Annotated in this window: 28 protein-coding genes; 20 read left to right on the top strand and 8 right to left on the bottom strand. The window is 67.6% G+C overall.

The features are described 5' to 3' along the window. The first annotated feature begins 84 nt into the window (after nt 1–84). Nucleotides 85–891, top strand: coding sequence for a 4-hydroxy-tetrahydrodipicolinate reductase (gene dapB / locus ASE66_RS03475; RefSeq protein WP_057188680.1), 807 nt, complete (start codon nt 85–87; stop codon nt 889–891). Between the two features lie 8 nt (nt 892–899). Next, nucleotides 900–1,523, top strand: coding sequence for an alpha-ketoglutarate-dependent dioxygenase AlkB family protein (locus ASE66_RS03470; RefSeq protein ID WP_057188145.1), 624 nt, complete (start codon nt 900–902; stop codon nt 1,521–1,523). Here the strand turns inward: ASE66_RS03470 and ASE66_RS03465 are convergent. The 3 genes from ASE66_RS03465 to ASE66_RS03455 all read right to left on the bottom strand — a co-directional run bounded on the left by ASE66_RS03465 (nt 1,515) and on the right by ASE66_RS03455 (nt 5,624). Next, a complete protein-coding gene (locus tag ASE66_RS03465) occupies nt 1,515–2,147 on the bottom strand; it encodes a trimeric intracellular cation channel family protein (protein WP_057188144.1) in 633 nt (210 codons plus the stop codon). The genes ASE66_RS03470 and ASE66_RS03465 overlap by 9 nt on opposite strands. A 3-nt stretch (nt 2,148–2,150) precedes the next feature. Further along, the gene (gene grpE, locus ASE66_RS03460) at nt 2,151–2,801 is read right to left on the bottom strand and encodes a nucleotide exchange factor GrpE (protein WP_082613163.1); all 651 of its coding nucleotides are present in this window, start codon (nt 2,799–2,801) and stop codon (nt 2,151–2,153) included. Nucleotides 2,802–2,870: 69 nt separating this feature from the next. Then, complete coding sequence (locus ASE66_RS03455; protein WP_082613237.1) at nt 2,871–5,624, bottom strand: [protein-PII] uridylyltransferase; 2,754 nt, start codon at nt 5,622–5,624, stop codon at nt 2,871–2,873. A gap of 338 nt (nt 5,625–5,962) precedes the next feature. Here ASE66_RS03455 and ASE66_RS03450 point away from each other — a divergent pair, with 338 nt between their 5' ends. From ASE66_RS03450 to ASE66_RS03420, 7 genes are all read left to right on the top strand, one after another. After that, a complete protein-coding gene (locus ASE66_RS03450) occupies nt 5,963–6,937 on the top strand; it encodes an aliphatic sulfonate ABC transporter substrate-binding protein (protein ID WP_057188143.1) in 975 nt (324 codons plus the stop codon). Nucleotides 6,938–6,957: 20 nt separating this feature from the next. Next, entirely contained in the window at nt 6,958–7,791 is an 834-nt protein-coding gene (locus ASE66_RS03445) for an ABC transporter permease (protein ID WP_057188142.1), read from the top strand. Nucleotides 7,792–7,801: 10 nt separating this feature from the next. Continuing rightward, entirely contained in the window at nt 7,802–8,584 is a 783-nt protein-coding gene (locus tag ASE66_RS03440) for an ABC transporter ATP-binding protein (protein WP_057188141.1), read from the top strand. 43 nt (nt 8,585–8,627) lie between these two features. Then, nucleotides 8,628–9,032 (top strand): VOC family protein, encoded by a 405-nt coding sequence (locus tag ASE66_RS03435; RefSeq protein WP_057188140.1) that lies wholly within the window; start codon nt 8,628–8,630, stop codon nt 9,030–9,032. A gap of 51 nt (nt 9,033–9,083) precedes the next feature. Beyond that, nucleotides 9,084–9,620 carry a GNAT family N-acetyltransferase gene (locus ASE66_RS03430; RefSeq protein ID WP_244494786.1) on the top strand — a complete coding sequence of 179 codons (537 nt, stop codon included), beginning with the start codon at nt 9,084–9,086 and terminating at the stop codon, nt 9,618–9,620. A 165-nt stretch (nt 9,621–9,785) separates the two neighbouring features. After that, nucleotides 9,786–10,496: an ATP-binding cassette domain-containing protein gene (locus ASE66_RS03425; protein WP_057188139.1), complete on the top strand. Its 711-nt coding sequence runs from the start codon at nt 9,786–9,788 to the stop codon at nt 10,494–10,496. 45 nt (nt 10,497–10,541) lie between these two features. Then, on the top strand, nt 10,542–11,051 hold the full coding sequence (locus ASE66_RS03420; RefSeq protein WP_057188138.1) for an OsmC family protein: 510 nt from the start codon (nt 10,542–10,544) through the stop codon (nt 11,049–11,051). Here ASE66_RS03420 and ASE66_RS03415 read toward each other — a convergent pair whose 3' ends face one another. Next, the gene (locus ASE66_RS03415) at nt 11,052–12,293 is read right to left on the bottom strand and encodes an MFS transporter (protein WP_057188137.1); all 1,242 of its coding nucleotides are present in this window, start codon (nt 12,291–12,293) and stop codon (nt 11,052–11,054) included. 233 nt (nt 12,294–12,526) lie between these two features. Between ASE66_RS03415 and ASE66_RS03410 the strand changes: the two genes are divergently transcribed. Then, complete coding sequence (locus tag ASE66_RS03410) at nt 12,527–13,066, top strand: hypothetical protein (protein WP_057188136.1); 540 nt, start codon at nt 12,527–12,529, stop codon at nt 13,064–13,066. A gap of 15 nt (nt 13,067–13,081) precedes the next feature. Here the strand turns inward: ASE66_RS03410 and ASE66_RS03405 are convergent, their stop codons facing one another. Next, nucleotides 13,082–14,266 (bottom strand): DNA recombination protein RmuC, encoded by a 1,185-nt coding sequence (locus ASE66_RS03405; protein ID WP_057188135.1) that lies wholly within the window; start codon nt 14,264–14,266, stop codon nt 13,082–13,084. 115 nt (nt 14,267–14,381) lie between these two features. On the opposite strand from ASE66_RS03405, the gene def reads away from it, so the two are divergent. From def to truA, 3 genes are read left to right on the top strand one after another with little or no spacing between them, the layout of a single operon-like run. Further along, nucleotides 14,382–14,915: a peptide deformylase gene (def, locus tag ASE66_RS03400; RefSeq protein ID WP_057188134.1), complete on the top strand. Its 534-nt coding sequence runs from the start codon at nt 14,382–14,384 to the stop codon at nt 14,913–14,915. A gap of 35 nt (nt 14,916–14,950) precedes the next feature. After that, nucleotides 14,951–15,880 carry a methionyl-tRNA formyltransferase gene (gene fmt, locus ASE66_RS03395; protein WP_057188133.1) on the top strand — a complete coding sequence of 310 codons (930 nt, stop codon included), beginning with the start codon at nt 14,951–14,953 and terminating at the stop codon, nt 15,878–15,880. 2 nt (nt 15,881–15,882) lie between these two features. Then, nucleotides 15,883–16,620: a tRNA pseudouridine(38-40) synthase TruA gene (truA, locus tag ASE66_RS03390; RefSeq protein WP_057188132.1), complete on the top strand. Its 738-nt coding sequence runs from the start codon at nt 15,883–15,885 to the stop codon at nt 16,618–16,620. A gap of 165 nt (nt 16,621–16,785) precedes the next feature. On the opposite strand, the gene ASE66_RS03385 is transcribed toward truA, so the two are convergent. The 3 genes from ASE66_RS03385 to ASE66_RS03375 form a co-directional block, all read right to left on the bottom strand. After that, a complete protein-coding gene (locus tag ASE66_RS03385) occupies nt 16,786–17,373 on the bottom strand; it encodes a hypothetical protein (RefSeq protein ID WP_057188131.1) in 588 nt (195 codons plus the stop codon). 66 nt (nt 17,374–17,439) lie between these two features. Further along, on the bottom strand, nt 17,440–18,642 hold the full coding sequence (gene dapE, locus ASE66_RS03380) for a succinyl-diaminopimelate desuccinylase (RefSeq protein WP_057188130.1): 1,203 nt from the start codon (nt 18,640–18,642) through the stop codon (nt 17,440–17,442). Further along, complete coding sequence (locus ASE66_RS03375) at nt 18,639–19,067, bottom strand: hypothetical protein (RefSeq protein WP_057188129.1); 429 nt, start codon at nt 19,065–19,067, stop codon at nt 18,639–18,641. Before ASE66_RS03375 ends, dapE begins: the two co-directional genes overlap by 4 nt. 235 nt (nt 19,068–19,302) lie before the next feature. On the opposite strand from ASE66_RS03375, the gene ASE66_RS03370 reads away from it, so the two are divergent. From ASE66_RS03370 to ptsN, 7 genes are all read left to right on the top strand, one after another. Then, entirely contained in the window at nt 19,303–19,917 is a 615-nt protein-coding gene (locus ASE66_RS03370; protein ID WP_057188128.1) for a ribonuclease D, read from the top strand. A 116-nt stretch (nt 19,918–20,033) separates the two neighbouring features. Further along, entirely contained in the window at nt 20,034–20,771 is a 738-nt protein-coding gene (gene lptC / locus ASE66_RS03365; protein WP_057188127.1) for an LPS export ABC transporter periplasmic protein LptC, read from the top strand. Nucleotides 20,772–20,813: 42 nt separating this feature from the next. Further along, nucleotides 20,814–21,512 carry an LptA/OstA family protein gene (locus tag ASE66_RS03360; protein WP_057188126.1) on the top strand — a complete coding sequence of 233 codons (699 nt, stop codon included), beginning with the start codon at nt 20,814–20,816 and terminating at the stop codon, nt 21,510–21,512. Between the two features lie 196 nt (nt 21,513–21,708). After that, on the top strand, nt 21,709–22,536 hold the full coding sequence (gene lptB, locus ASE66_RS03355; RefSeq protein WP_082613162.1) for an LPS export ABC transporter ATP-binding protein: 828 nt from the start codon (nt 21,709–21,711) through the stop codon (nt 22,534–22,536). A gap of 162 nt (nt 22,537–22,698) precedes the next feature. Next, nucleotides 22,699–24,231, top strand: coding sequence for an RNA polymerase factor sigma-54 (rpoN, locus tag ASE66_RS03350; protein ID WP_057188125.1), 1,533 nt, complete (start codon nt 22,699–22,701; stop codon nt 24,229–24,231). Nucleotides 24,232–24,419: 188 nt separating this feature from the next. Beyond that, on the top strand, nt 24,420–25,007 hold the full coding sequence (gene hpf, locus ASE66_RS03345) for a ribosome hibernation-promoting factor, HPF/YfiA family (protein WP_057188124.1): 588 nt from the start codon (nt 24,420–24,422) through the stop codon (nt 25,005–25,007). An 84-nt stretch (nt 25,008–25,091) separates the two neighbouring features. Continuing rightward, the gene (gene ptsN / locus ASE66_RS03340) at nt 25,092–25,553 is read left to right on the top strand and encodes a PTS IIA-like nitrogen regulatory protein PtsN (protein WP_057188123.1); all 462 of its coding nucleotides are present in this window, start codon (nt 25,092–25,094) and stop codon (nt 25,551–25,553) included. Nucleotides 25,554–25,600: the final 47 nt, after the last annotated feature.

Genomic DNA, 25,600 nt, shown 5'->3' with positions numbered 1-25,600 from the left:
AGCGTGAAGCGAAGCGGCTTATAGGCATGCGCTGCCCGGCTTGCGCCGGTCTGGATACTGACTGGAGCGATCACCATGAGCGACATGCGTCTCGTCGTCGTCGGCGCTGCCGGCCGGATGGGCCGCACGCTGGTCAAAGCGATCCATGACACGCAAGGCTGTGTGCTCTCGGCTGCTATCGAGCGTCCGGGTTCGCCCGCGCTCGGCCAGGATGCCGCGGTGCTGGCCGGTCTGCCCGCCAGTGGCGTCAAAGTCAGCGACGACGCGCTCGCCGCTTTCGTCGAAGCAGAGGGCGTGCTCGATTTCACCACACCCGAGGCCAGTGTCGCCTTCGCCGGCCTCGCCGCCCAGGCCCGCATCGTCCATGTCGCTGGCACCACCGGCATGGAGCCGCAGCATCTGGCGAAGCTGGAGGCGGCCTCGCGCCATGCCGCGATCATCCGCTCCGGCAATATGAGCCTCGGCGTCAACCTGCTGGCGGCGCTGGTGCGCAAGGTCGCGGCGACGCTCGGCACCGACTGGGACATCGAGATCGTCGAGATGCACCATCGCATGAAGGTCGACGCGCCTTCGGGCACCGCCGTCCTGCTCGGCGAAGCGGCGGCGCAGGGGCGTGCCGTCGATCTCGCCGAGTCTCGCGTCGCGGCGCGCGATGGTCAGGTCGGCGCCCGCCAGCCCGGCACGATCGGTTTTGCAGCGTTGCGCGGCGGCACCGTCATCGGCGACCACAAGGTGATCTTCGCCGGGGCCGGCGAGCGGCTCGAGTTCGCCCATGTCGCCGAGGATCGCAGCCTGTTCGCACAGGGCGCGGTCAAGGCTGCGCTCTGGGGGCGCGGCCGCAAGCCCGGGCTCTATTCGATGGCCGACGTGCTCGGCCTCGATAAAATCTGAGTGCCGGGATGACCGCCCTCGTCGTTGCGCCGGGCGTGACGCATTGGCCGGGTTATCTCGATCCGGCCGAGCAGGCGGCGCTGGTCGCCGACTTGCGCGAGGCGGCGCGGCAGGCGCCGTTCTACGTGCCGCGCATGCCGAAGACCGGAAAACCATTCTCGGTCAGAATGACCAATTGCGGCTCGCTCGGCTGGGTCTCGGATGAGCGCGGCTACCGCTACCAGCCATTGCATCCCGAGACCGGCGCGACCTGGCCCCCGATCCCGGACCGGCTGCTGCGCGCCTGGGAGGAACTCGCGGGCTACCCGCATCTGCCAGAGGCCTGCCTGGTCAATTTCTACGAGCCGACCGCGAAGATGGGCCTGCATCAGGATCGCGACGAGCAGGATTTCGACGCGCCGGTGCTGTCGCTCTCGCTCGGCGACACCGCCGTCTTCCGCATCGGCGGCACCAGCCGCGGCGGCAAGACGGTTTCGCTGAAGCTGGCCTCGGGCGATGCGCTCGCCTTCGGCGGCGAGGCGCGGCTCGCTTTTCACGGCATCGACCGCATCCTCGCGGGCTCGTCGAGCCTGCTGCCGCAGGCCGGCCGGATCAACCTGACCCTGAGGCGGGTGACGAAGCCGTTAGGCTGAGGGCGTTGGCGCGTCGTCGCCCGGCAGGCTCGGGAACGACCAGCCGAATAGGATCGAGCCGGCGCGCAGGCCGAAGCCGGCGGCAATTCCGCCGAGCATGACGAGCATCGGGGCGAAGCCCATCTGTGCGAGGCCGACCGTCGCGCCAGCACCGGCCGCCGCGGCGGTGACGTAGAAGTCGCGACTCCACAGCACCATCGGCCGGTCGCCGGCGAGGAGATCGCGGATGATGCCGCCGAAGGTCGCGGTCATCGCACCGAAGGCGATGGCGGAGGCGATCGGAACGCCCGCTGCGAGGCCCTTTTGGGCCCCGACGACGGCGAAGAGTGCAAGCCCGGCGGCATCGGCCCAGATCAGCAGGCGCTTGGCGCCCCAGCCATCAAGCATGCCGGGCTTGGCATAGGCGATCGCCCAGGCCGCCACGGCGACGGCCGTGCACAGCATCACGTCGGACGGTGCCTCGATCCAGAAGACACGCCGGTCGAGCAGGAGATCACGCAAGGTGCCGCCACCGACGCCGGTGACGATCGCGAGCAGGATGAAGCCGAACGGGTCCATCCGCTTGCGGGCGGCGACCAGCGCCCCGGTCAGGGCGAAGACGACGACGCCCGCAGCTTCGAGCACCTGTCAGTTCGCCGGCTTGTCGCCAGCATCCGCGGCCGGGCTGTCCGAGCCGTTTGCCGCAGGCTTGGGCGCGCCGGCCGAGACGCCGACCAGAGCCGGGCGCAGCACGCGCTCGCCGATCTTGTAGCCGGTCTGCACCACCTTCGAGACGAGGCCCTTGGCGATCGCGGCATCGGGCGCCTCAAACATCGCCTGGTGCAGGTTCGGGTCGAACTTCTCGCCTTGCGGGTCGATCTTGCGCACGCCATGGCGCTCGAGCGTCTTCAGCAGCTCGCGCTCGGTCAATTCGACGCCTTCGACCACGGCCGACAGCGTGCTGTCAGCGGCAGTGCGGGCCGTCTCCGGGACGCTTTCGAGCGCGCGGCGCAGGTTGTCGGCCGAGCCGAGCAGGTCGCGGGCGAAGCTGGTCACCGCATAGGCCTTGGCGTCGGCGATCTCGCGCTCGGTGCGCCGGCGCAGGTTCTCCATCTCGGCGAGGGTGCGCAGCAGCTTGTCCTTGAAGTCGTCGCGCTCGGCTTCGGCCGTGGCGAGCGGATCGGGCGTCTGCGTATCGCTCGTCTTCGTCTCGGCCGCGTCCTGATTCTCGGTTTCCGGCTTCGGATCGTCCTTCGCAGGGTTCTGCGTCATTCCATCATCCCAATCGTTGATCGTCATGCATCGTTGCGGCGTAACCTCGGGGGCACACCGGCTTCGCAGCCGATATCGGGCTTCGGCCGGGCGAAATCAAGCGCGGGCCATGGTCTTGGCCTTGCCGGAGGCCTGCTTGTCGAGCTCCAGGGCGAACACGGCGAGCAGCGCCTGGCGGATTACGAGCTGCCGCCCGGTCGAGGTGATCTTCGCCCCGGTGAGGTCGGTGACGTAGAAGACGTCGACCGCCTTCTCGCCGAAGGTCGCAATATGGGCCGAGGCGATGTTGAGGTTGAGCTTACCGATCGCGGTGGTGAGATCGTAGAGCAGGCCGGGCCGGTCGAGGCCCGAAACCTCCAGCACCGTGTGCCGCGACGACAGGACGTTGTCGATGATGACCTCGGGCGCGACCTGGAAGGTTCCGCCGCGTGGCGGCGGCGCGCGGCGCTGGGCGACGAGGTCGGCGATCTTGATCTCGCCCTTGAGCGCGCGCTCGATCGCAGCCGCGATCCGCTCGGCCCGGCGCAGTTCGTCGTCGTCTCGTTCGAAGGCGCGGGAGACGAAGATCGTGTCGAGCACCAGCCCGTCGGTGGTGGTGAAGATCTGCGCGTCGACGATGTTGCCGCCGGCCGCGGCGCAGGCGCCGGTGACGATGGCGAGCAGGCGGGGATGGTCCGGAGCCAGCACGGTCAGTTCCGTCACGCCGCGGAACTGGTCAGTCTCGACCTTGGTCGCAGTGGTCCGGCCAGCGATCTCCGCCTCCCGCAGGAAGCGGGCATGCTGCTCCTGCCGCTCGGGCTCGACCTTGAGCCAGTAAGCCGGATAGTGCCGGGCGAGATAGGCGGCGCGCTCCTCTTCCGTCCAGTCGGCGAGGCGGGCCTCCAGCGCCTGCTGCTTGCGTTCGACCCTGGCCTTGCGCTCGATGCCGGAATGGCCGCCGGCGAGCACCACCTCGGTCTCGTAATAGAGCGTGCGCAGGAGCTGGCCCTTCCAGCCATTCCAGACTCCGGGGCCGACCGCCTTGATGTCGGCGACGGTCAGCACCAGCAAGAGCTTCAGCCGCTCCAGCGTCTGCACGATTGCCGCGAAGCTCTCGATCGTCTTTGGGTCGCCGAGGTCGCGGCTCTGGGCCACGGTCGACATTACCAGATGGTTCTCGATCAACCAGACAACCGTTTCGGTCTGGGCGTCGGTCAGGCCGAGCCGCGGACAGAGCTTGCGGGCGATGCGGGCGCCGGCGACCGAGTGGTCCTCCGGCCGGCCCTTGGCGATGTCGTGCAGGAACAGTGCGACATAGAGGGCGCGCCGGTTGGTGATCGTCGCGAAGATCGAGTTCGCCAGGGGATGCTCGGCTTCGAGCTTGCCGGCGTCGATCTCGGCGAGGATGCCGATCGAGCGCAGCAGATGCTCGTCGACCGTATAGTGATGATACATGTTGAACTGCATCATCGCGACGATGCGGCCGAAATCCGGAATGAAACGGCCGAGCAGCCCCGATTCGTTCATCCGCCGCAGAACCGCTTCCGGCGAGCGCCGCGCCGTCAGGATCTCCAAGAAGATGCGGTTGGCCTCGCGGTCCTGCCGCAATTGCGGAGTGACCAGCCGGAGCGACTGCGTCACCAGCCGGCTGGTGTCCGGGTGGATCGCGAGATCGTCGCGGCTGGCGATCTCGTAGAGCCTGAGAAGATTGACCGGGTCGCGCTTGAAGGCCTCGTCGTCGATGACGGCGAGGCGCTGGCCTCGCAAAGTGAAATCGGGATGGCCGAGCGCGCGCACCCGCCGGCGCTTGGTGAAGGTGCCGATCAGGCTGGTCAGGCTGGCGCGCGGCTTCTGCTGGCGCGCCTCCAGCGCGGCGCAGACGATCGCAGTGAGGTCGCCGACATCCTTGGCGATCAGGAAGTAGGCCTTCATGAAGCGCTCGACCGGCGCCTGGCCGCTGCGGCCGGCATAGCCGATGGCGGCGGCGATCTGGCGCTGCAGGTCGAAGGAGAGCCGCTCCTCGGCCCGGCCGGTGATGAAATGCATCCAGCAGCGTACCCGCCAGAGGAACTCCTCCGAGCGCTGGAACATCGCGAATTCGCGTGCGTCGAAGAGTCCCGCCTCGACCAGCTCGGCGGAATCGTCGACGCGGTAGGAGTATTTCGCGATCCAGAACAGCGTGTTGAGATCGCGCAGGCCGCCCTTGCCGTCCTTGACATTGGGCTCGACCAGATAGCGCGACGAGCCGGCGCGGGCGACGCGGGTCTCGCGCTCGGCGAGCTTGGCCTCGGTGAAGGCGGGCGCGGTGCCCTCGGCGATCTCGGCGCCGTAACGCTTGACGAGATCGGCGAACAGCGCCGCGTCGCCGCAGATCAGCCGCGCCTCCAGCAGCGCGGTCCGGATCGTCATGTCGGCCCGACCCTCGCGGATGCAGTCGTCGACCGAGCGTACGGAGTGCCCAACCTTCAGCTTCAGGTCCCAGAGCGGGTAGAGCATCGCCTCGACCACGCTCTCGCCCCAGGCCGTCTGCTTGTCGGGGAAGAGGAAGAGCAGGTCGACGTCGGAGCCCGGCGCCAGCGTGCCGCGGCCATAGCCGCCGACCGCAACGACGGCGATGCGCTCGCCGGCGGAGGGATTGTCGACCGGGTAGAAGTGCCGCGTCGCTGCCGCATGCAGGCTGGCGACCACGCTGTCCATCACACCTGACAGCCGCTTGGCGCAGGACAGGCCGTTGCGGGTGCGCGCCAGGATTTCCCGGGCGGACTGGCGCCCTTCATCGAGATTGTCACGCAGGGCATCGACCAGGGCGCTGCGCAAGCTATCGCGATCGCCCTGGGCGAACTGCCGCGCCAGTTTGCCGACCGCGGCCATGGGATTGTCGATGAACTCGGCGAGGCGGGGTGCTGGCTTGTCGGGGGAGGGCGGCACTGAACGAGGCTCTTCGAGGCTTTCGGCAGAGGCGGCTGTCAGCGATTCCTAGCACGATTGCGACGAGGCGCGGAATTCTAATTCAACATGGTATAGATGTGAAAATATCGATCTCACATGGATGGCTGTTTTGTTTGACAAACAGAACGTGCGCACCTAAAAATCGGACACGCGCCGATTTGAGCCAGCAGCTTGCGGGCGCGAAACAAGTGCAGCTAAAGCGGGGGCGCCGGAGGCATCTGCCTCCACCCCTTCGCGCAAAGTCTTCGAAGGGGAACGCCATGCCGCTCATCTCAACTTTGACCCGCCGCGCCGTGCTCACCGGCCTTGCCGCAGCCTCGCTCGCCTTCGGCAGTGCGCAGGCACAGGCGCCGAAGGAGATCCGCGTCGACTACGCGACCTACAACCCCGTCAGCCTGGTGCTGAAGGATCGCGGCATCCTCGAGAAGGCGCTGGAAGCCGACGGCATCAAGGTGCGCTGGGTGCTCTCGGCCGGCTCGAACAAGGCGCTCGAATTCCTCAATGCCGGCTCGCTCGATTTCGGCTCGACCGCCGGCGCCGCCGCGCTGATCGCCAAGATCAACGGCAACCCGATCAAGTCGATCTATGTCTATTCGCGCCCCGAATGGACGGCTCTGGTCACCGGCGCCAAGAGCGAGGTCACCAAGGTCGCGGACCTCAAGGGCAAGCGCGTCGCCGTCACCCGCGGCACCGATCCGCACATCTTCCTGGTCCGCTCGCTGGCCGAGGCCGGCCTGACCGAGAAGGACGTCAAGCTCGTGCTTCTGCAGCACGCCGACGGCCGGCTCGCACTCGAACGCGGCGATGTCGAGGCCTGGGCCGGGCTCGACCCGATGATGGCCGCCGCCGAGGTCGAGGCCGGCGCCAAGCTCTTCCACCGCAAGGCCGCCGACAACACCTGGGGCGTCCTCAATGTCCGCGAGGAGTTCGCCGAAAAGAATCCGGCGCTCGTCCGCAAGGTGCTCAAGGCCTATGAGGAGGCGCGCGCCATCGCACTCGCCAATCCGGCCGAGGTCAGGAAGGCCCTGGTCGAGGCGACCAAGCTCTCCGACGCGGTCATCGAGCGCCAGCTTACCCGCACCGAACTGACCCACAGCACGATCGGCCCGGCGCAGGCCGAAACCATCCTCGCCGCGGGCCTGGCCCTGCAGCAGGCTGGCGTCCTGCCGGCGAACGCTGACGTCAAGGCGACGGTCGATGCGCTGATAGACAAGCGCTTTGCCGCGACCAACTGAGCGGGCATGATCCCGTCGCAATGAGTTCGATCGAGATCGCAGAAGCCATCGACGAGAAGCCGGCCGCGCCTCCTGCGCGGCCGGCTTCTCGTGTCGGCTCGCGGCTCGCCGGCTTCCTGCTGCCCGTCGTCCTCGCGATCATCTGGGAAATCCTGGTTCGGGCCGGCCTCGCCAATGGCCGCTTGATGCCGCCGCCCAGCGTGGTCGGCAAAACGCTCTGGCAGCTCGCAGCCAGCGGCGAGCTCTGGACCCATGCGCTGGCGACGCTCTGGCGCGTCGCCGCGGGCTTCGGCATCGGCGCTGCCGTCGGCACCGCGCTCGGTGCCCTGACCGGCGCCCTGCCGCTGGCGCGGGGCCTGCTCGACCCGACCCTGCAGGCCCTGCGCGCCATTCCCTCGATCGCCTGGGTGCCGCTCTTCATCCTCTGGTTCGGCATCTTCGAAGCGTCGAAAGTCGCGCTGATCGCCGTCGGCGTCTTCTTTCCGGTCTATCTCGGCGTCGCCGCCGCGATCCTCTCGATCGACCGCAAGATCGTCGAGGTCGGCCGCGTCTTCCGCCTCGGCCGGCTCGCCATGACCAGGCGCGTGCTGCTGCCGGCGATCCTGCCCGATTGGTTCACAGCGCTGCGCGGCGGCCTCGGGCTCGGCTTCATGTTCGTCGTCGCCGCCGAGATCATGGGCGCCAGCGAGGGCCTCGGCTATCTCCTGGTCGATGGCCAGCAGCTCGGCCGGCCAGACACCATCATCGCCGCGATCATCGCCTTCGCCGTGCTCGGCAAGCTCGCCGACGGACTGCTGCTCGCCCTCACCCGCCCCTTCCTCGCCTGGCAAGACACTGCCAGGGACAGGCTCTGAGGGGCGCGCCATGCTGGTCTTCGACAGCCTTTCCAAGACCTATGCCGACGGCACCCGCGCGCTTGCCGGCATCGACCTCTCCGTCGCCGCCGGCGAAATCCTGGCGCTGGTCGGCGGCTCCGGCTGCGGCAAGACCACATTGCTGCGCCTTGTCGCCGGGCTCGATCGGCCGAGCGAGGGGCGCATCCTGCTGGACGGCGCCGCCATCATCGAGCCACGCGCCGATGTCGGCGTGATCTTCCAGGAGCCGCGCCTGCTGCCCTGGCTCTCCGTCGCCGACAATGCCGGCTTCGGCCTCAGCCATCTGCCCGCGGCGGAGCGCAACCGCCTCGTCACCGGCGCGCTCGCCCGCGTCGGCCTCGCCGGCTATGAGGCGCGCTGGCCGCGTGAACTCTCCGGCGGCCAGCAGCAGCGCGTCGCCATTGCCCGCGCCCTCGTCACCCGGCCGAAGCTGCTGCTGATGGACGAGCCCTTCTCGGCGCTCGATGCGACCACGCGCGCCAGCCTGCACGGCCATCTCCTGGCGCTCTGGGAGGAGAGCCGGCCGACCGTGGTGATGGTCACCCATGATGTCGAGGAAGCCGTGACGCTGGCCGATCGTATCGTGGTGATGCAGCCGCGGCCCGGCCGCATCTTCGACGAGCTCGACAATCCCCTGACCCGCCCGCGCGACCGGCTCTCACCGGCCTTCGAAGCGATCAAGCGCGAGGCGTTGCGCACGCTCGACCGCTCGCTCACCGATAGCGAGCCGCGCCAGCACAAAGCGGCCGAGAGCGCCGGCATGTGGTGGTAGGCGCCGCGACGGAACAAGCGCGGCGGGGCGCAGTTCAACCGAGATGATCGATCACACCGGCATCGTCGTCACCGACCTCGCCAAGGCGCGCCGCTTCTATGACGCGATCGCTCGGCCGCTCGGCCTCGCCACGGCCTCCAACAGTCAAGAATCGTTCTTGTTCGGCCGCAGTGCGCAGGAGCCGATCCCCTATCTCTGGATCGGCACGATCCGCCCGTCCTATTGGGTGGAAGGTTCGCGCGCCGGGCTGAACCAGGCCCATATCGCCTTCATCGCACCGGACAAGGCGGCGGTGGATGCCTTCTACGAAGCCGCGCTTTCGGCCGGTGGCCGGGACAACGGGCCGCCTGGCCCGCGCGAGGGCGCCGTCGACTATTACGGCGCCTTCGTGCTCGACCCCGACGGCAACAATATCGAGGCTTGCGTGCGCGGCGTCGCGGCTCGATGACTGGCGGTTCCGCGGGCGCGCGCTTCGTGCCAGCCTGCGCGAGATTTGCAGTTGTCCGGCCTCGAGATGATCACCACCAAACATCTTAACTTGCGACCGTCGACGGCGGCGGATGCGCAACGCGCCTTCGAGATCCAGTCCGACTGGGACGTCACGCGCATGCTGCGCATGGCCTCGTTTCCGCCGGACCGGGCGGAGGTCGAGGGTTGGTTCGCCGATCATCCGCGCGAATGGGTAGCAGGCGAGGCCTATCGTTTCGCTGTCGAGCACGAGGGCCGGATGATCGGCCTCGTCGACATCGACGAGATCGCCGGCGGCGAGGGCGAACTCGGCTACTGGTTCGAACGCACGGCCTGGGGGCAGGGCTTCGCGTCCGAAGCCGCCCGCGCGATGGTTCGCTTCGCCTTCACGGAGCTCGAACTATCGGCACTCCGTTCGGCGCATGCAGCCGACAATGCGGTATCGGGGCGGGTTCTGGCCGGATTGGGTTTCCGGCTGCTCGATAAGGTCGAGCGCCACTCACGCTCGCGCGGTGAAACCGTGCTGCAATGCCGCTACCGACTGACGCGCGACGAGTTCGTCGAGTGAGATTGGCTGTTTGACAAAACGGACGCCTAGACCGTATGAAAGGACATACGCGCCGATTTGAGCCTCAGCTTGCGGGCGCGAAACAAATGCAGCTAAAGCGCGGGACGACGGGACGGCCTGAGGCCGTCGACGCTCCTTCCGCTTTGTCATGGATGGAGCCAGTTGATGTCGGTCGTTCTGCACAGCCTCTCCCGCTCTCTTGATATCGCTCTGCCGCGCCCGGTGGCGGGCGAAGTCGTCGCCCTGCTCGGTGCCTCCGAGGTGCGGACGGCGGCGCTGCGTGGGTTTGCAGATCTTGCATCCAATGATGGGGCGGTTCCGACCCCCGAAATCGACCTGCTCTGCGCCCGGCCGCGCTTCTTTCCCTGGCTCGACCTCACCGAGAACCTCGCCTTTGCCTTGCCGAAGGCAACGCCGTTCGAGCGCGAGGGCCTGATCGCCAATGTGCTGGTCCGCGTCGGCCTCGCTGCGCAGGCGACGCAGCGGCCGGACACACTCTCGCCCGAGGAACTGCTGCGGCTCGCCATTGCCCGTCTCCTGCTGGTCAGGCCGCGTTTGCTCCTGATCGACGAGCCTTTCGCGGCGCTTGATGCCGAGGCGCGCGAGCGGCTGGCCGCCTTCCTGCCGGATCTCTGCACGCAGGGGCGCCCCGCTGTCGTCTTTGCGACCAGCTCCGTCGACGAGGCCGTACGCCTGGCCGACCGCATCCTCGTCCTGCCGCAAGGAGCGGGGCCGATCGCCTTCAGTCTCGACAACCTGCTGAGCCGCCCGCGCGACGAGCGCTCGGTCGGCTTCGTCGCCCTGCGCCGAGAGCTGCGGCGGGCGCTCGAAAAGGAAAGCCGGCATGTCGTGCCGGAGGTGGAGGCGGCGGCCTGAACCAGCTAGACAAGCCGCGACCCAGTTCTGCCGAGGATCACGATCATGGACGTAACCGCGCTGCGCGCCCTCCAGGCCCCGCTCAAGGACAAGTATCGTGACGCGCCCGATGCGGCGGTGATCACGCTCCAGGCCAGGGGCGAGCTCGACGACCAGCACATCGCCTGCAAGGTCGAGACCGGCCGGGCGATCGCGCTCGCGGGCCTGCACCCGGCGACCGGCGGCTCCGGCGCCGAGCTCTGCTCCGGCGACATGCTGCTCGAGGCGCTCGTCGCCTGCGCCGGCGTGACGCTGAAGGCGGTTGCGACCGCGCTCGAGATCGAGCTGAAGAATGGCACGGTCCGCGCCGAGGGCGATCTCGATTTCCGCGGCACGCTCGGCGTCGCCAAGGATGCCGCGGTCGGCTTCAAGGCGATCCGCCTCTCCTTCGATGTCGAGACCGACGCGCCGCAGGAGAAGCTCGATACCTTGCTCAAGCTGACCGAGCGCTATTGCGTCGTGTTCCAGACGCTGAACGTGAAGCCGGAACTCTCGGCCAATCTCGCACGGGCTTGATCAGGCCGGCAGCGGGCGCGGCGTTCCGTCCGCGTCCGTCGCTTCCGGTTCCTGCGAGATCGGTGCCGTCATCGGGTCGAGGACTGCGAAGGGGCGTTCCGCCATCTGTTCCGGCGCGGCGCGCTGGCGGATGCGCAGCGCAGCGAGGGCGGCCAACAGGGCGCTGATCGCGGCCATGAAGTAGAGCAGGCCGTTGATGTCGAGCAGCGCCATTACCTGCGCCCCGAGGATCGGGCCGAGCGCCGAGCCGAAACCGCTGACCAGGATCAGCCGGCCGCTGACGGCGACGACGCGGTCCTGCGGCATGCGGTCGAGCGCATGCGCGACGCAGACCGGATAGAGCGTCGACATGAAACCGCCGAGCAGAGCCGCGACCGGCAGCACCGCACCGAGATGGCGCGGCACGAGGTCGAGCGCGACGGCTGCGATCGAGAAGCCGAGCGCCAGCCCCGCCAGTACGATTCGGCGATCACCACGATCCGAGAACCGGCCGACCGGCACCTGGAAGGCGAAGCCGCCGAGCACCGCGACCAGCATGAACAGGGCGATCGTCTCCTGGGGAATGGCGTTCCTGGACATCCAGGCCGGGAACAGCGCGTAGAACGCGCTGCTGATCATGCCGGCGATCACGCAGCCGATCACGGAGATCGGCGCCTGCCGCGTCAGCTCGCCATAGGGCAGAGAGGCTTCCGGCGGGAGCGCCGGAGCTTCTGCGCGCGTGGTGCTGACCATCACCAGTGCCAACGCGAACAGCGCGACGATGATGTTGAACGGGATGGCGGTTTCGACCGGGAGCTTGCCGATCAGCAATTGGCCAGCGGCGAGCGCCAGGAAGGTGCCGACCATGTAGATCGAGAAGATGCGGCCGCGCTGCTCGGCCGGTGCCTTGGCGTTGAGCCAGCTTTCGGTCGTGATGAACAGGCCGACGCAGCCGACGCCGATCGCCATCCGGCACAGGATCCAGCCCGTCGGCGAGACGAAGAGCGGCATCGCCGCGGTTCCGACCACGACCATGCCGGCGAAGGCGGCATAGGCCCGGATATGGCCGATGCGCTGGATCACCCGCCCGCAGCCGACCGCGCCGATGGTGAAGCCGACGAAATAGGCGCTGAGCACGATGCCGGTCAGCGCCGCCCCGAAGCCCTCGGTCGTCAGCCGCAGCGACAGGAACGTGTTGAAGAAGCCGTTGGCGAGCTGGACGAGGCTCGTTGCGGCGATGAGCGTTCCGATCTGGACGAGCAAGGTTGGCGGCCTCCGGCGCAGTCTGGGAAAGCCTGCAACTCAACGCCGGAATGTGATCTCGCCATGGCATGCGGCCCGGTTCGGACAATAGGCCGCGCCTGCGCCGATACGAAGGAGGGCCGGATTTCGTCACAAGAGTGGTCCCGCGACTGCGATATCAGGCCTGATCTGACCAAGACAGACCCGTCTTGCATTGCTCGCCCCGATCGCAGGCGCTGGCACAGGAGGTTTGCATGCCGGTTCTCGCAGCCATCGTCGGCGCCATCACCACCGGGGTGATCTACTGGATGATCTGGGGCGGCGGCATGGAATATGTCAGTCAGCGGCTCAGCGCCGGCAGCGAGCAGAAGCGCCGCGAATTGTTGAGCGGCCGCCGTGCCGAGTCGGAAGCCGAAGCACGCCGCACGGCATTGAAGACGCTGCCCGAGAGCCGGGACGGCGCCGTCGCGCTGATGTTCCTCGTCGCCAATGAACGCGGGGAGGCGACCACCGAGCAGCTCGATCTGATCCGCAGCGAGATGCGCGTCATGCTGGAATACGGCGCCGATATCGAGGAGCGCCTCGTCCTTGCGCGTCACGCCGTCAAGGCATCTCCCTCGAAGACGATCGCGCTGATGGATTTGCGCGACCTGCTGAGGCCTCGTCTCACCCGGGCGGAATTCGAGGAACTCTTCGGGATGCTGCGCCGGGTTGCAGCGCTTCATGGCGGCCCGACCGATGGCCAGGATAGCCTGATCGGCGAGGCCGAGCGGCAACTGCCCCGGCTCCGCTGAAGTCCGATACGCCTCTTACTCCGCCGCCTTCAGCTTCACCTCTTTGGCGAAAGGTAGCGCTGGCTCGTTCGGGCGGGCATCGTCGAATTCGAGTGCCCCGATCCTCTCGGCCCGGCCAGTGACCTTGCCAGCCGAGGTCTTGATCTGGCTGACGTCGTCCTGCGCCTGGCGGAAATGGTTGTCGAGCTTGTCGACACGCTCGCCGAGGCGGCGGACATCGTCGAGCAGCTTGCCGACCTCCGACTGGATCACCTGCGCTTCCTCGCGCATGCGGGCATCGCGCACCAGCGACTGCATCAGCTGGATCGCCAAGGCCAGCAGAGAGGGCGAGACGATCATCACCCGGGCCCGGTGCGCCTTCTGGATGACGTCGTCGAAATGCTCGTGCAGGTCGGCATAGATCGATTCCGACGGCACGAAGAGCAGCGCCATGTCCTGCGTCTCGCCCGGCAGGAAATAGCGCTCGGCGATATCCTTGACGTGCTGGCCGACATCGCCGCGCACCCGTGCCGAGGCCTGCTTCTTGGCCTCGTCGCCGCGCGCCTCGCGCAGCATGGTGAAGCTCTCCAGCGGGAACTTGGCGTCGATCACGAGGCCGCGCCCGTCGCCCGGCAAGGTGACCAGGCAATCCGGCCGCTTGCCACTCGAGAGTGTGGGCTGAAACGAAAAAAACGCGGCGGGCAGCCCGTCGCGGATGATCGCCTCCATCCGGCCCTGGCCATAGGCGCCGCGCGCCTGCTTGTTGGAAAGCACGTCCTTCAGCGTCACCACCTCGCCGGTGAGCTCGGTCAGGTTCTTCTGGGCGCTGTCGATGACGGCGAGCCGCTCCTGCAGCTTGCCGAGGCTCTCAGTGGTCTGGCGCACATTCTGCTCCAGCCCGACGCCGACCTGCTGGCGCAACCCGTCCATCCGGTCGGCCATGATACGGGCGAGGTCGCCCTGCCGGGTCGAAAGGATCTCGGCCATCGTCTGCAGGCGGCCGTTGAGTTCAGCCTGCTGCCGGTTCATCTCGCCGACCTTGTCGTCCATCTCGCGGGCGCGCTCGGCCGCTATCGCCGCCTCCATCTCGCGTCGGCGCTGGCCGCGCCAGGACGAGAACAGCGCCAGCACCAATAGGACGAGCGTCAGCCCGGCAAAGCCGAAGGCGGCTTCGGCCCAGCTCACGGGGCGCTCCAGCAGGACGAAGGCGATCTGGTTCATGCCGCAAGCCTACACGATTCGAGCGGCAATTCTAGAACGAAAGCGGAACAGTTTGACCGCTTCCCCACAACAGCTTATGTCGCCGCAACTCCTGAAAACCGTTCCAGAGCGTCCTATGGCTATCCGCCCCCTCGTCATCCTGCCCGACTCGATGCTGCGCAAGGTTTCCGCGCCGATCGGCGACATCACGCCGGAGATCCGCAAGCTGGCGGATGACATGCTGGAGACGATGTACGACGCGCCGGGAATCGGCCTCGCCGCCATCCAGATCGGCGAACCGGTCCGCCTCGTCACCCTCGACGTCTCGAAGAAGGCGGAGGAAGGCGAGGAGCAGAAGCACGAGCCGATGGTCTTCATCAATCCCGAGGTGACCTGGCGCTCGGAGGAGCTCAGCTCCTATGAGGAGGGCTGCCTCTCGATCCCCGAATATTACGAGGAGGTCGAGCGGCCGGCGCGGGTCAAGGTCAGCTATCGCGATCTCGACGGCAAGGCGCAGGAGATCGAGGCCGACGGCCTGCTCGCGACCTGCCTGCAGCACGAGATCGACCATCTCAACGGCGTGCTCTTCATCGATTACCTGTCCCGGCTGAAGCGCGAGCGGGTGAACAAGCGCTTCGCCAAGGCGGCGAAACGGGACAGCGCGGCCTGAGCGGCTAAGTCAAAGGCTATGGGTAGCGTCAGATCATGAGCTTGCGCGTCATCTTCATGGGCACGCCGGATTTTTCCGTGCCGACCTTGACCGAGATCATCGGCCAGGGCCACGAGGTCGTTTCCGTCTACACCCGCGCCCCGGCGCCGGCCGGGCGTGGCATGGAGCTGCGGCCCTCGCCGGTCCAGGTCACGGCCGAGCGCTTCGGCATCCCGGTGTTCTCGCCGAAGACGCTGAAGAACGCCGAGGCGGCGGAGATCATGGCCTCGCACCAGGCCGATGTCGCCGTCGTCGTCGCCTATGGCCTGATCCTGCCCAAGGCGATCCTCGAGGTGCCGGAGCTCGGCTGCCTCAATCTGCACGCTTCGTTGCTGCCGCGCTGGCGCGGCGCGGCGCCGATCCAGCGCGCCATCATGGCTGGCGATGCCGAAACCGGCGTCTGCGTGATGAAGATGGAGGAGGGGCTCGATACCGGTCCCGTCGCCATGGTCGAGACGTTGGCGATCGACGGCAACGCCACGGCGGGCGAGATGCATGACCGGCTTGCCGGTCTCGGTGCCGATCTGATGGTCCGGGCGCTTCCGGCGCTTGGCCGCGGCGGCCTGCGCTTCACGCCGCAGCCCGAAGAGGGCGTCACCTATGCCAGCAAGATCGGCAATGACGAGGCGAAGCTGAGCTGGAACCGGCCGGCGCAGCAGGTCCACGATATCGTGCGCGGCCTCTCGCCCTTCCCGGGCGCCTTCATCGAGGTCGATCTCGGCAAGGGACTGGAGCGGCTGAAGCTGCTGCGCACCGCCCGCGCCGGCGGCGCGGCTGAGCCGGGCACGCTGCTTGACGACGAGGGTACGGTCGCCTGTGCGATCGGGGCGGTGAAGCTCCTCCAGGTCCAGCGCGCCGGCAAGGGCCCGATGAGCGCCCAGGAGTTCCTGCGCGGGGCGCGGCTCTCGGCGGGCGCGAAGCTCTAGAGATGCCGCGCTACAAGCTCGTCATCGAATATGACGGCACGCCCTTCTCAGGCTGGCAGCGCCAGCTCAACGGGCCGTCGGTGCAGCAGAGCGTCGAGGAGGCGATCGAGGCTTTCTGCGGCCACGCCGTCCGCCTGCATTGCGCCGGCCGTACCGATGCCGGCGTCCACGCCACCCATCAGGTCGCGCATGTCGATCTCGACAAGGACTGGCGCACGGACGTGGTCCGTGACGCCAGTAATGCCAGGCTGAAGCGTCTGCCGGTGGCGGTGCTGAGCGCCGAGGCGGTGCCGGATACGTTTGACGCCCGCATCTCGGCGCTGCGCCGCTATTACATTTATCGCATCCTCGACCGGCGGGCGCAGCCGGCCCTCGATGCGAACCGCGTCTGGCATGTCCCGGTCAGGCTCGATCACGAGGCGATGGATCGCGCCGCCAAGGCCCTGATCGGCCATCACGACTTCACCACCTTCCGCGCCGCCGAATGCCAGGCCAATGGCCCGATGCGCACGCTGGACCGGTTCGATTGCCGGCGCGAGGGAGCCGAGATCGTCGCTTACGTCCACGCTCGCTCCTTCCTGCATCATCAGGTCCGCTCCATGGTCGGCTGCCTGAAGATGGTCGGCATGGGGCGCTGGCCGGAGAACAAGGTCGGCAAGGTGCTGGCGGCGCGCGATCGCTCGCAATGCGCGGCGCTGGCGCCTTCCAGAGGGCTCTATCTGGCGGGCGTGGATTACTGAGAATCACCTCGTCTTTTCCGGGCGCCGCGAAGCGGCGAGCCCGGAATCCAGAGCCGATGCCATTTCAAAAAAGGGATGGTCGGGCCCCGGGCCTTCACGATCAGCTTCATCGGTTCTGGGTTCCGGGCTCATGGCTTCGCCATGCCCCGGAATGACGGCGTGGGATCAGAACCCGGCCAGCCCGAAGCTCTTCAGCACCGTATAATCGGCGAGCACGCTGGCGCAGGCGATCGCGCCCGCAACGCTGCTGTGCGAGCCGAAGGCGGCCTTGGCGACGCAATAGCGCAGCCGCAGCACGATCGCCGCGAAGGCGAGGCTCTGGAAGCCGGCGATGCCCGGATTCGACCAGCCCAGCGCAAACACCGTCGCCGGCACCGCCATCAGCGCCGCCGAGAGGATGCCGGCCCAGTTCCAGGCGATGACAAAGCTTGTGAAGCGCGGATTGCGGGTAAGGCCGGGCGCTATCCCGACCAGCAGCGCCGGAACCGCAAGGATCGCCAGAATCTCGGCGGTGACGATCGCGGCAATCAGGCCGGGCGCATCGAACAGCCCGCCGCTGTTCGGCAGGCCCGCGAGCGTCCGCTCGGCCGCCAGCGCCGGAATCATCGACGGCACGACCAGTACCAGCGCGAGATAGGAGCGCCAGAACCCGTCGCGACTGAGGTCGAGATCAGGCAGGGCTTTCGCATCGGCCCGCAGCAGGCGCCAGGAGGCGGCGAGCGCTCGCGTCACATCGTCGGCAGCAAGCCTCATGGCCCAACCCTCCGGACGTCACGATATTAGACTTTCGTCTAACTGTGGGCGTCAGGGTCGGTTCCGTCAAGCGCGCTGCGCTGCGGCAAAATACGTCGCCAGCAAACGATGCGTGATCCGCTCCAGCGTCGCGAGATCGGCGATCGCGACCCGTTCGTCGATCTTGTGCATGGTCTGGCCGACGACGCCGTATTCGACCACCGGGCAGTAGTCCTTGATGAAGCGCGCATCCGAAGTGCCGCCGGTCGTCGACAGGGCAGGGCGCTTGCCGGTCTCGGCCGCGACTGCGTCCGCGACCATCGCGACGAACGGCCCCGGCTGGGTCAGGAAGGCGGCCGCATTGGTCGGCTCGAAGCTGAGCTCGTAGCGTACGGCATTGCCGGCCGCCTCATGCAGCCGCCGCTCGATCTCGGCGGCGAGCGTCTCCGGCGTCCAGAGGTCGTTGAAGCGGATGTTGAACACGGCTTTGGCCTGCGCCGGGATCACGTTGGTCGCGGGATTGCCGACATCGAGCGTCGTCAGTTCGAGATTGCTCGGGTCGAAATGCTCGGTGCCGGCATCGAGCGGCGTCGCCTCGAGCCCGGCCAGCAGCCGGACCATGCCGCGGATCGGGTTCTGGGCCAGATGCGGATAGCCGACATGGCCCTGCACGCCCTGGACGGTGAGCTTGCCGGTCAGTGAGCCGCGCCGGCCGATCTTGATCATGTCGCTCATCGCAGCCGGATTGGTCGGCTCGCCGAGCAGGCAATGGTCGAAGCGCTCGCCGCGCTGATCGGCCCAGGCCAGCAGCTTGACCGTGCCGTTGACGGCAGGGCCCTCCTCGTCGCCGGTGACCAGGAAGGCGATCGAGCCCGGCGCATCCGGGTTTTCGCGGCGGTAGCGGATCGCGGCTGCGACCATGGCGGCGAGCCCGCCCTTCATGTCGCAGGCGCCGCGGCCATAGAGCACGCCGCCTTCGATCTCGGCTGAGAATGGATCACGCGTCCAGGCGGCGAGGTCGCCGGGCGGAACGACGTCGGTGTGGCCGGCGATGACGAAGACCGGCCCCTCGCTGCCGATGCGGGCATAGAGGTTCTCGACATCGGGCATGCCGGGTTCGGAGAACACCGGTCGCTCGACGCCGAAGCCCTCGGCGCTCAGCACGGCGCCGAGCAGCGCGAGCGCGCCGCCTTCCGCCGGCGTCACCGAGGGGCAGCGCACCAGGGCTTGGGTGAGGGCGACCGGATCGGTGGGGTCGAAATCGAGGGCGGCGGGTGCAGTCTGGCTCATCGAGCCGGTTTAGCAGTCCGCGATTGCTCTGCAAGCGGCGCATCGCGGCCCGCACCCGGCATCAGTCCAAGATCGACCAGCGCGACCAGCCAGGCCATCGTCGAGATCGCGATCAGCGAGGGCGCCCAGGCATAGCCGAGCAGCGGCTGCAATTCCCGCGGCAGCACGATGGTGCAGACCAGCAGGATGCCGAAAAGCGACGAGCCGCCCCGGTCGGTGGCGCGCTTGGCGGCCAGCGCAGCCCAGGGGAAGAGGGCGAAGGCGTTGGCGAAGCCGACGATCTGCGCCGCGCTGTGCTTGTCCGTGATCTGCGGCGCGCCCCACTGGATCGCCAGCAGGCAGAAAGCGAGCGCGATACTGCCGAGCCAGAACTGGCGCAGGCCGATTCGGCCGTCGAGATCGGTGAACAGGCGGATTGCGGACATGGGTCAAGCTCCGATTCCGCATCCTCGCATGCCTGGGTGCTCGAATGAAGCTTATGGTGAATAAAAGGTTAATGCGCGCGAACCGATTGTTCTGGCAGAGAAAAAGCTTGAATGCGGCGCGCCGCGCCGCTAGCTGCGAAACGTTCTCCGGATTTTTGAGGAGGCCATTCGGCCTGGCTGGCCGATGGCGGGTTGACTGAGCGGCGCCGTCGCGCTGCCAAGCGAGGTTTTGGGCATGACCATTCGTCTGCATCGCGGCGATCTGCCGGACGGGTTTGAGCCGGGGCCGGTCCTGGCGATCGACACCGAGACGCTGGGCCTGAATCCTCAGCGCGACCGGCTTTGCGTGGTGCAGCTTTCGCGCGGCGACGGCACCGCCGATGTCGTGCAGATCCCGAAGGGCGCCCCGGCGCCGGCCAACCTATGCCGCGTTCTCACCGACCCCGGCGTGGTGAAGCTGTTCCACTTCGCCCGTTTCGACATTGCCGCACTGGAAAAGGCCTTCGGCGTCGTCACCGCCCCGGTCTACTGCACCAAGATCGCCTCCAAGCTGGTGCGCACCTATACCGATCGGCACGGGCTGAAGGACCTCGTCCGCGAGTTGCTCGGTGTCGAATTGTCGAAGCAGCAGCAATCCTCGGACTGGGGCGCCGATACGCTGACCGAGGCGCAGCTCGGCTACGCCGCCTCCGATGTGCTGCACCTGCACGCCCTGAAGGCCAGGCTCGACGTGCTGCTGGAGCGCGAGGGACGGACCCACCTCGCCAAGGCCTGCTTCGACTTCCTGCCGACGCGGGCCGCGCTCGATCTTGCCGGCTGGCCGGAGGTCGATATCTTCGCGCATACGTAAAGTTGATGTATTTGAGCTAGGCCATGTGCCGGACGGTCGTCGGATCGGCCGCGGGCGTCCGTCGGCGCGCGCCGGTTTGACATGAAAAAGCCGCTGGTGACTGGCAATGGGCGGGCATGACCTTGGCGATCACATCCCCTGAGACGCGCAGCCCGGCGGCGATTCGGGCGCAGATGCGGCAGAGCGCCTTCCGGGCGGCGCGCCGGCATTCTGCGCTCGTGCGTCTGCTGCGGCGGCTGATCCCGGTCGGGGCCGTGGTCGCGGTGGTCGGACTGATCGTCGTTCCCTTCCTCAATCCGCTGCGCCATGTCGGCAATCTTTCGCTCGGCGGGATCAGCATGTCCGGCGGCAAGGTCGTGATGGAGGCGCCGAAGCTCGCCGGCTATCGCAAGGACAACAGCCCCTACGAGGTCACGGCGGATTCGGCCCTGCAGGACGTGCGCAATCCCACGCAGATCGAGCTGGTCAAGATGACGGCCCGCGTGCTGATGAAGTCGGAGGGCTGGATCAACATCAATGCCCAGAGCGGCCATTTCGACCAGCAGAAGGAAAAGCTGAAGCTGGTCGACGATGTGAAGATCCGCACCGATTCGGGCTATGATATCCGCATGCGCACGGCCGATGTCGACTTCAAGGGCGGGACCGTCAACTCGCGCGAGCCGGTGAAGGTCAATCTCGGCACGACCACGGTCGATGCCGACACGCTCGACGTGAAGGACAACGGTGCGCTCATTACCTTCGAGGGACGTGTGCACGTCCTGATCGAGAACGCGCCGGCGCGCAGCCTGGCCGGGCCCGAGCGCGAGGGCAGCACACCCAACCTCGAAGCACTCAGCCGGGCGGCGAAGCCGTGAGGCCGCCGCATCGCGCCAGAAGAGACCAGTGACGGATCGCCGATGAAACCTCTCGCTCTCGCTCTCGCCGCCCTGATCGCGCCGGCTTTGTCCGCCGCGGCCCTCGCTCAACAGCCGCCGGCACGCTCCGGCTCGGCTCCGGCGGCTGCGCCGGCTGCAGCGAGCGCAACGCCGGCCAAGCCGGCCAAGCCGCGCGGCGGCGCGCCGGGCTCGCCCTTCGGCGGCATGGGCGGCGACAGCAAGGAGCCGATCAAGATCGACGCGAACAAGCTCGACGTGCTCGACAAGGACAACAAGGCGATCTTCTCGGGCAACGTCGTCGCCGTGCAGGGCGAGACGACTGTGCGCTGCTCGGTGATGACGGTGTTCTACGAGGGCCGCGGCCAGGGCGGCACGCCGAAGCCGGCCCAGCCAGCGGCGCAGGGGCAGGGTGACGGTGCGATCAAGCGCATCGAATGCGCCGGCCCGGTCACCGTCGTCTCCAAGACCCAGGCCGCGACCTCGGACAACGCCGTCTTCGACCGCGCCAACAACAAAGTGATCATGACCGGCAACGTCGCGCTGAACGACGGCCCGAACATCACCCGCGGCGATCAACTCGTCTACGATACCCAGACCGGCGTCGCCAACGTGACCTCGAAGGGGCGCGTCCAGGGCTTCTTCGTGCCGAACCAGGGCGAGGAAGGCAAAGACAAGAAGGACAAGGCAGGCGCCAAGCCGGCCGCCACGCCGACCAACTGATGCCCCTGGCGACTGTGACGCCGCAGGAAGGCGTTGCCAGTCCGGCTCGCCTCGCATACCAGAGCGGACCCATGTCGAACGCTAGCAGCTCGCGCTTTCTCCTGTGACGGTGTCTCTTTCTCCCCCTCCCGAGGCTGCCCAGCCGGCGCAGTCCACTGCGACGCGACCGGCCAAGGCGCCGGCGGCGCGCGCAGGCGTGTTCGCGAGGCTCTTCGGCAAAGGCAAGAAAAACGGCAAGGACAGCCTCACGGCTGAGGACGACGCGTCGTCCGGTCCCATCGCGAGTGCCGCTGTCGGCGGCGCTGGCATCCTGGCGGTCAGCGGCCTGCGCAAGACCTATGGCGCCCGCAATGTCGTGAGCGAGGCCTCGCTCTACGTCCGCAATGGCGAGGCTGTCGGCCTGCTCGGGCCGAACGGCGCCGGCAAGACCACGATCTTCTACATGATCACCGGCCTGGTCAGCGCCGATATGGGCGTGATCTCGCTCGAAGGGAACGACATCACCAACCTGCCGATGTACCAGCGCGCCCGGCTCGGCATCGGCTACCTGCCGCAGGAGGCCTCGATCTTCCGCGGCCTCTCGGTCGAGGACAATATCCGGGCCGTGCTCGAGGTGGTCGAGCCGAACCGCAAGAAGCGCGAGCGCGAGCTCGACAAGCTGCTCGACGAGTTCAATATCAGCCGCCTGCGCAAGGCGCCGTCGATCGCGCTTTCGGGCGGCGAGCGCCGTCGCTGCGAGATCGCCCGCGCGCTCGCCGGCCGCCCCTCCTTCATCCTGCTCGACGAGCCCTTCGCCGGCATCGACCCGATCGCGGTCGGTGACATCCAGGAGCTGGTGCGGCAATTGACCGACCGCGGCATCGGCGTGCTGATCACCGACCACAATGTCCGCGAGACGCTGGGTCTGGTCGATCGCGCCTACATCATCCATTCCGGCCGGGTGCTGACCGAGGGCTCGCCGGCCGAGATCATCGCCAACGCCGATGTCCGCCGCGTCTATCTCGGCGAGGATTTCCGTCTCTGAGCGGGCTGGTGCTGCGACTATCCGGATTGCGGGTGTTGCAGTGCATTAACTCCCCGACGCAAAAGCCCGGATCGGGCTTTGACGCCGCTGCACCGCACAGCTAGTCTGTTCGACAGGCAAGAACCGTGCCGAATTGCCGCAGGCTAAGGAGTCGGGATCGCGATGGCGATGATGCCACGCATGGAGCTGCGCCAGGGCCAGTCCCTGGTGATGACGCCGCAATTGCTGCAGGCGATCAAGCTGCTCCAGCTCTCCCATCTCGAATTGCAGAGCTTCGTTGAAGGCGAGCTGGAGCGCAATCCGCTGCTCGAGCGCAGCGACGAGGCGCCCGAGGCGGCCGCGCTCAACGGTTCCGGCGAGAGCCCGCACGCCGCCGACGCCGAGGCTTACGCCCGCGCCGAGAGCCTCAACACCCAGGAGGGGATCGAGGGCCGGCTCGGCACCGGGCTCGACAACGTCTTCCAGAACGAGCAGCCCAAGGCGGCGCGGCTGGAGACGCAAGGGACCGACAGCCTGCCGATCATCGGCGGCGCCTATGGCGGCTCCGGCGGCTCCTTCGAGGAGGGGCCGGAAGGCTTCGAAAGCGGGCTGACCAGCGAGATCTCGCTGCACGAGCATCTCAGCGCCCAGCTCGACCTCGCCGTCACTGCGCCGGCCGAGCGGCTGATCGGCCGCCACATCATCGATGGCGTCGACGATTCCGGCTACCTGATCGAGCCGCTGGCCGACATCGCCGAGCGTCTCGGCGTCGATCTCGCCAAGGTCGAGCAGGTCCTCGCCATCGTCCAGGGATTCGATCCCAGCGGAGTCGCCGCTCGCGATGTCTGCGAGTGCCTGGCGATCCAGCTGCGTGACCGCAGTCGCTACGATCCGGCCATGCAGGCCCTCGTCGCCAACCTGCCGCTGCTCGCCAAGCGCGACTATGCCGCCCTCAAGCGGATATGCGCGGTCGATGACGAGGATATCGCTGACATGGTCGCCGAGATCCGGCGGCTCGATCCCAAGCCGGGACGCGCCTTCGGCGGCTCGGCGGCCGAGACGGTGGTGCCGGATGTCTTCATCCGCGCCGCGCCGGACGGCTCCTGGCTGGTCGATCTCAACCCCGACACCTTGCCACGCGTGCTGGTCAACCAGACCTACCATGCCCGCGTCTCGAAATCGGCGCGTAACGATGCGGACAAGGCCTTCATCGCCGAATGCCTGCAGACGGCGAACTGGCTGACACGTTCGCTCGAGCAGCGCGCCCGCACCATCCTCAAGGTCGCCAGCGAGATCGTGCGCCAGCAGGACGGCTTCTTCGCCCATGGCGTCGAGCATTTGCGCCCGCTCAACCTCAAGACCGTCGCCGATGCGATCGGCATGCACGAATCGACGGTCTCCCGCGTCACCTCGAACAAGTATCTCGCCTGCTCGCGCGGGGTCTTCGAGATGAAATACTTCTTTTCCGCCGCGATCGCCGCGACCGGTTATGGCGAGGCGCATTCGGCCGAGGCGGTGCGCCACCGCATCAGGCAGATGATCGACGAGGAGGCTCCCCGCGACGTGCTTTCCGACGACGCGATCGTCGTGAAGCTGAAGGCGAACGGGATCGACATCGCCCGGCGCACCGTGGCGAAGTACCGGGAATCGCTACGCATTCCCTCATCGATGGAGCGGCGGCGCGAAAAGGCGGCGATGGCGCTCGCCGGGCGCTGACGGACGCGCCCCGACAGGTCGATTTTGCGCCGCAGCGTAAAGCGCTCGTCACGTCATGAGCAGCCCGCAGCCTCGTCCTGCCGCTCGGGCAACTGCGCCGTTCCGCACATTGACAACCCCATGAGGGCGTTCTTACCTCCTTGGGATGGTCGGCTACTGACCATGGCGGCAAGAAGGGGAAGCACTCCATGAGCTTGCGAATCTCCGGCAAGAATCTCGATGTCGGCGCGGCCCTGCGCGGGCAGGCCGAAACCAGGGTCGCCGCGGCGTTGGGCAAGTACTACGAGGGCGGCTATCAGGGTCACATCACCGTCGGCAAGGACGGCACCGCCTTCAAGACCGACGGTGTCCTGCATCTGTCTTCCGGCATCACCCTCGAAGCCTCCGCCACCGCGCACGACCCTTATGCCAGCCTCGACAAGATGGCCGAGCGCATCGAGAAGCGGCTGCGCCGCTACAAGCGCCGGCTGAAGGATCGCTCCGCCACGGCGAACGGGCGCGAGCCGCTGATGGAAATCCCCAGCTATGTGATCGCCGCCCCCGATGACGACGTCGAGGAGCACGAGGCCGATCACGCTGGCGAGAACCCGGTGATCGTGGCCGAATCGACCAAATCCCTGCACCAGATGACGGTTAGCGACGCGGTCGCCGAACTCGATCTGACCGGCGCGCCTGTGGTTATCTTCCGCCATGCTGGCAATGGCCGCATGAACGTCGTATACCGCCGCCGCGACGGCAATATCGGCTGGATCGATCCGCCGGCTTCTCTTTCTTGAAGTCTCGCCGCTGATGGAATTCGGGTGCCTGCCGGGATGCCGGTGGCGCCCGCATTCCGGCACGGGACATGCATGGATTGGGTTATGACGCTGACCGATCTTCTCCGGCCCGATGCGGTGATCTCGCCGCTGCGCGCCAACAGCAAAAAGCAGGCCCTGCAGGAGCTGGCGCAGCATGCTGCCCTGCTGACCGGCCTGCCCGAGCGCGAATTGTTCGAAGCCCTGCTCCAGCGCGAACGCCTCGGCTCGACCGGGATCGGCGACGGCATCGCGATTCCGCACGGCCGCATGGCCGGGATCGACCGGCTCGTCGGTCTGTTCGCCCGCGCCGAGAAGCCGATCGATTTCGAGGCGCTGGACGGCCAGCCGGTCGACATCATCTTCGTGCTGATCGCTCCGGAAGGGGCGGGGGCCGACCATCTCAAGGCGCTGGCCCGCGTCGCTCGCGTATTGCGCAACCAGGCGGTGCTGGAGCAGGTGCGCCATGCGCATGATCCGGCCGCGATCTACGCCATCCTGGCGGAGACCGCCGCCAAGGCGGCCTGACGCGGCACGGCGTCGCTCGACTTGGAATGATTTCAGTCTGGACTTGG

The organism is Allobosea sp. Root483D1 (assembly GCF_001429505.1).
Lineage (GTDB): Bacteria > Pseudomonadota > Alphaproteobacteria > Rhizobiales > Beijerinckiaceae > Allobosea.
This window is presented reverse-complemented; position numbering and strand designations above follow the sequence as displayed.

What these genes read in the sequence shown, in the direction of transcription:
- dapB (WP_057188680.1), top strand. Translation starts at nt 85, where the DNA reads ATGCGTCTCGTCGTCGTCGGCGCTGCCGGCCGGATGGGCCGCACGCTG.
- ASE66_RS03470 (WP_057188145.1), top strand. Translation starts at nt 900, where the DNA reads ATGACCGCCCTCGTCGTTGCGCCGGGCGTGACGCATTGGCCGGGTTAT.
- grpE (WP_082613163.1), bottom strand. Translation starts at nt 2,801, where the DNA reads ATGACGATCAACGATTGGGATGATGGAATGACGCAGAACCCTGCGAAG.
- ASE66_RS03455 (WP_082613237.1), bottom strand. Translation starts at nt 5,624, where the DNA reads ATGGCCGCGGTCGGCAAACTGGCGCGGCAGTTCGCCCAGGGCGATCGC.
- ASE66_RS03450 (WP_057188143.1), top strand. Translation starts at nt 5,963, where the DNA reads ATGCCGCTCATCTCAACTTTGACCCGCCGCGCCGTGCTCACCGGCCTT.
- ASE66_RS03445 (WP_057188142.1), top strand. Translation starts at nt 6,958, where the DNA reads ATGAGTTCGATCGAGATCGCAGAAGCCATCGACGAGAAGCCGGCCGCG.
- ASE66_RS03440 (WP_057188141.1), top strand. Translation starts at nt 7,802, where the DNA reads ATGCTGGTCTTCGACAGCCTTTCCAAGACCTATGCCGACGGCACCCGC.
- ASE66_RS03435 (WP_057188140.1), top strand. Translation starts at nt 8,628, where the DNA reads ATGATCGATCACACCGGCATCGTCGTCACCGACCTCGCCAAGGCGCGC.
- ASE66_RS03425 (WP_057188139.1), top strand. Translation starts at nt 9,786, where the DNA reads ATGTCGGTCGTTCTGCACAGCCTCTCCCGCTCTCTTGATATCGCTCTG.
- ASE66_RS03420 (WP_057188138.1), top strand. Translation starts at nt 10,542, where the DNA reads ATGGACGTAACCGCGCTGCGCGCCCTCCAGGCCCCGCTCAAGGACAAG.
- ASE66_RS03410 (WP_057188136.1), top strand. Translation starts at nt 12,527, where the DNA reads ATGCCGGTTCTCGCAGCCATCGTCGGCGCCATCACCACCGGGGTGATC.
- ASE66_RS03405 (WP_057188135.1), bottom strand. Translation starts at nt 14,266, where the DNA reads ATGAACCAGATCGCCTTCGTCCTGCTGGAGCGCCCCGTGAGCTGGGCC.
- def (WP_057188134.1), top strand. Translation starts at nt 14,382, where the DNA reads ATGGCTATCCGCCCCCTCGTCATCCTGCCCGACTCGATGCTGCGCAAG.
- fmt (WP_057188133.1), top strand. Translation starts at nt 14,951, where the DNA reads ATGAGCTTGCGCGTCATCTTCATGGGCACGCCGGATTTTTCCGTGCCG.
- truA (WP_057188132.1), top strand. Translation starts at nt 15,883, where the DNA reads ATGCCGCGCTACAAGCTCGTCATCGAATATGACGGCACGCCCTTCTCA.
- ASE66_RS03385 (WP_057188131.1), bottom strand. Translation starts at nt 17,373, where the DNA reads ATGAGGCTTGCTGCCGACGATGTGACGCGAGCGCTCGCCGCCTCCTGG.
- dapE (WP_057188130.1), bottom strand. Translation starts at nt 18,642, where the DNA reads ATGAGCCAGACTGCACCCGCCGCCCTCGATTTCGACCCCACCGATCCG.
- ASE66_RS03375 (WP_057188129.1), bottom strand. Translation starts at nt 19,067, where the DNA reads ATGTCCGCAATCCGCCTGTTCACCGATCTCGACGGCCGAATCGGCCTG.
- ASE66_RS03370 (WP_057188128.1), top strand. Translation starts at nt 19,303, where the DNA reads ATGACCATTCGTCTGCATCGCGGCGATCTGCCGGACGGGTTTGAGCCG.
- lptC (WP_057188127.1), top strand. Translation starts at nt 20,034, where the DNA reads ATGACCTTGGCGATCACATCCCCTGAGACGCGCAGCCCGGCGGCGATT.
- ASE66_RS03360 (WP_057188126.1), top strand. Translation starts at nt 20,814, where the DNA reads ATGAAACCTCTCGCTCTCGCTCTCGCCGCCCTGATCGCGCCGGCTTTG.
- rpoN (WP_057188125.1), top strand. Translation starts at nt 22,699, where the DNA reads ATGGCGATGATGCCACGCATGGAGCTGCGCCAGGGCCAGTCCCTGGTG.
- hpf (WP_057188124.1), top strand. Translation starts at nt 24,420, where the DNA reads ATGAGCTTGCGAATCTCCGGCAAGAATCTCGATGTCGGCGCGGCCCTG.
- ptsN (WP_057188123.1), top strand. Translation starts at nt 25,092, where the DNA reads ATGACGCTGACCGATCTTCTCCGGCCCGATGCGGTGATCTCGCCGCTG.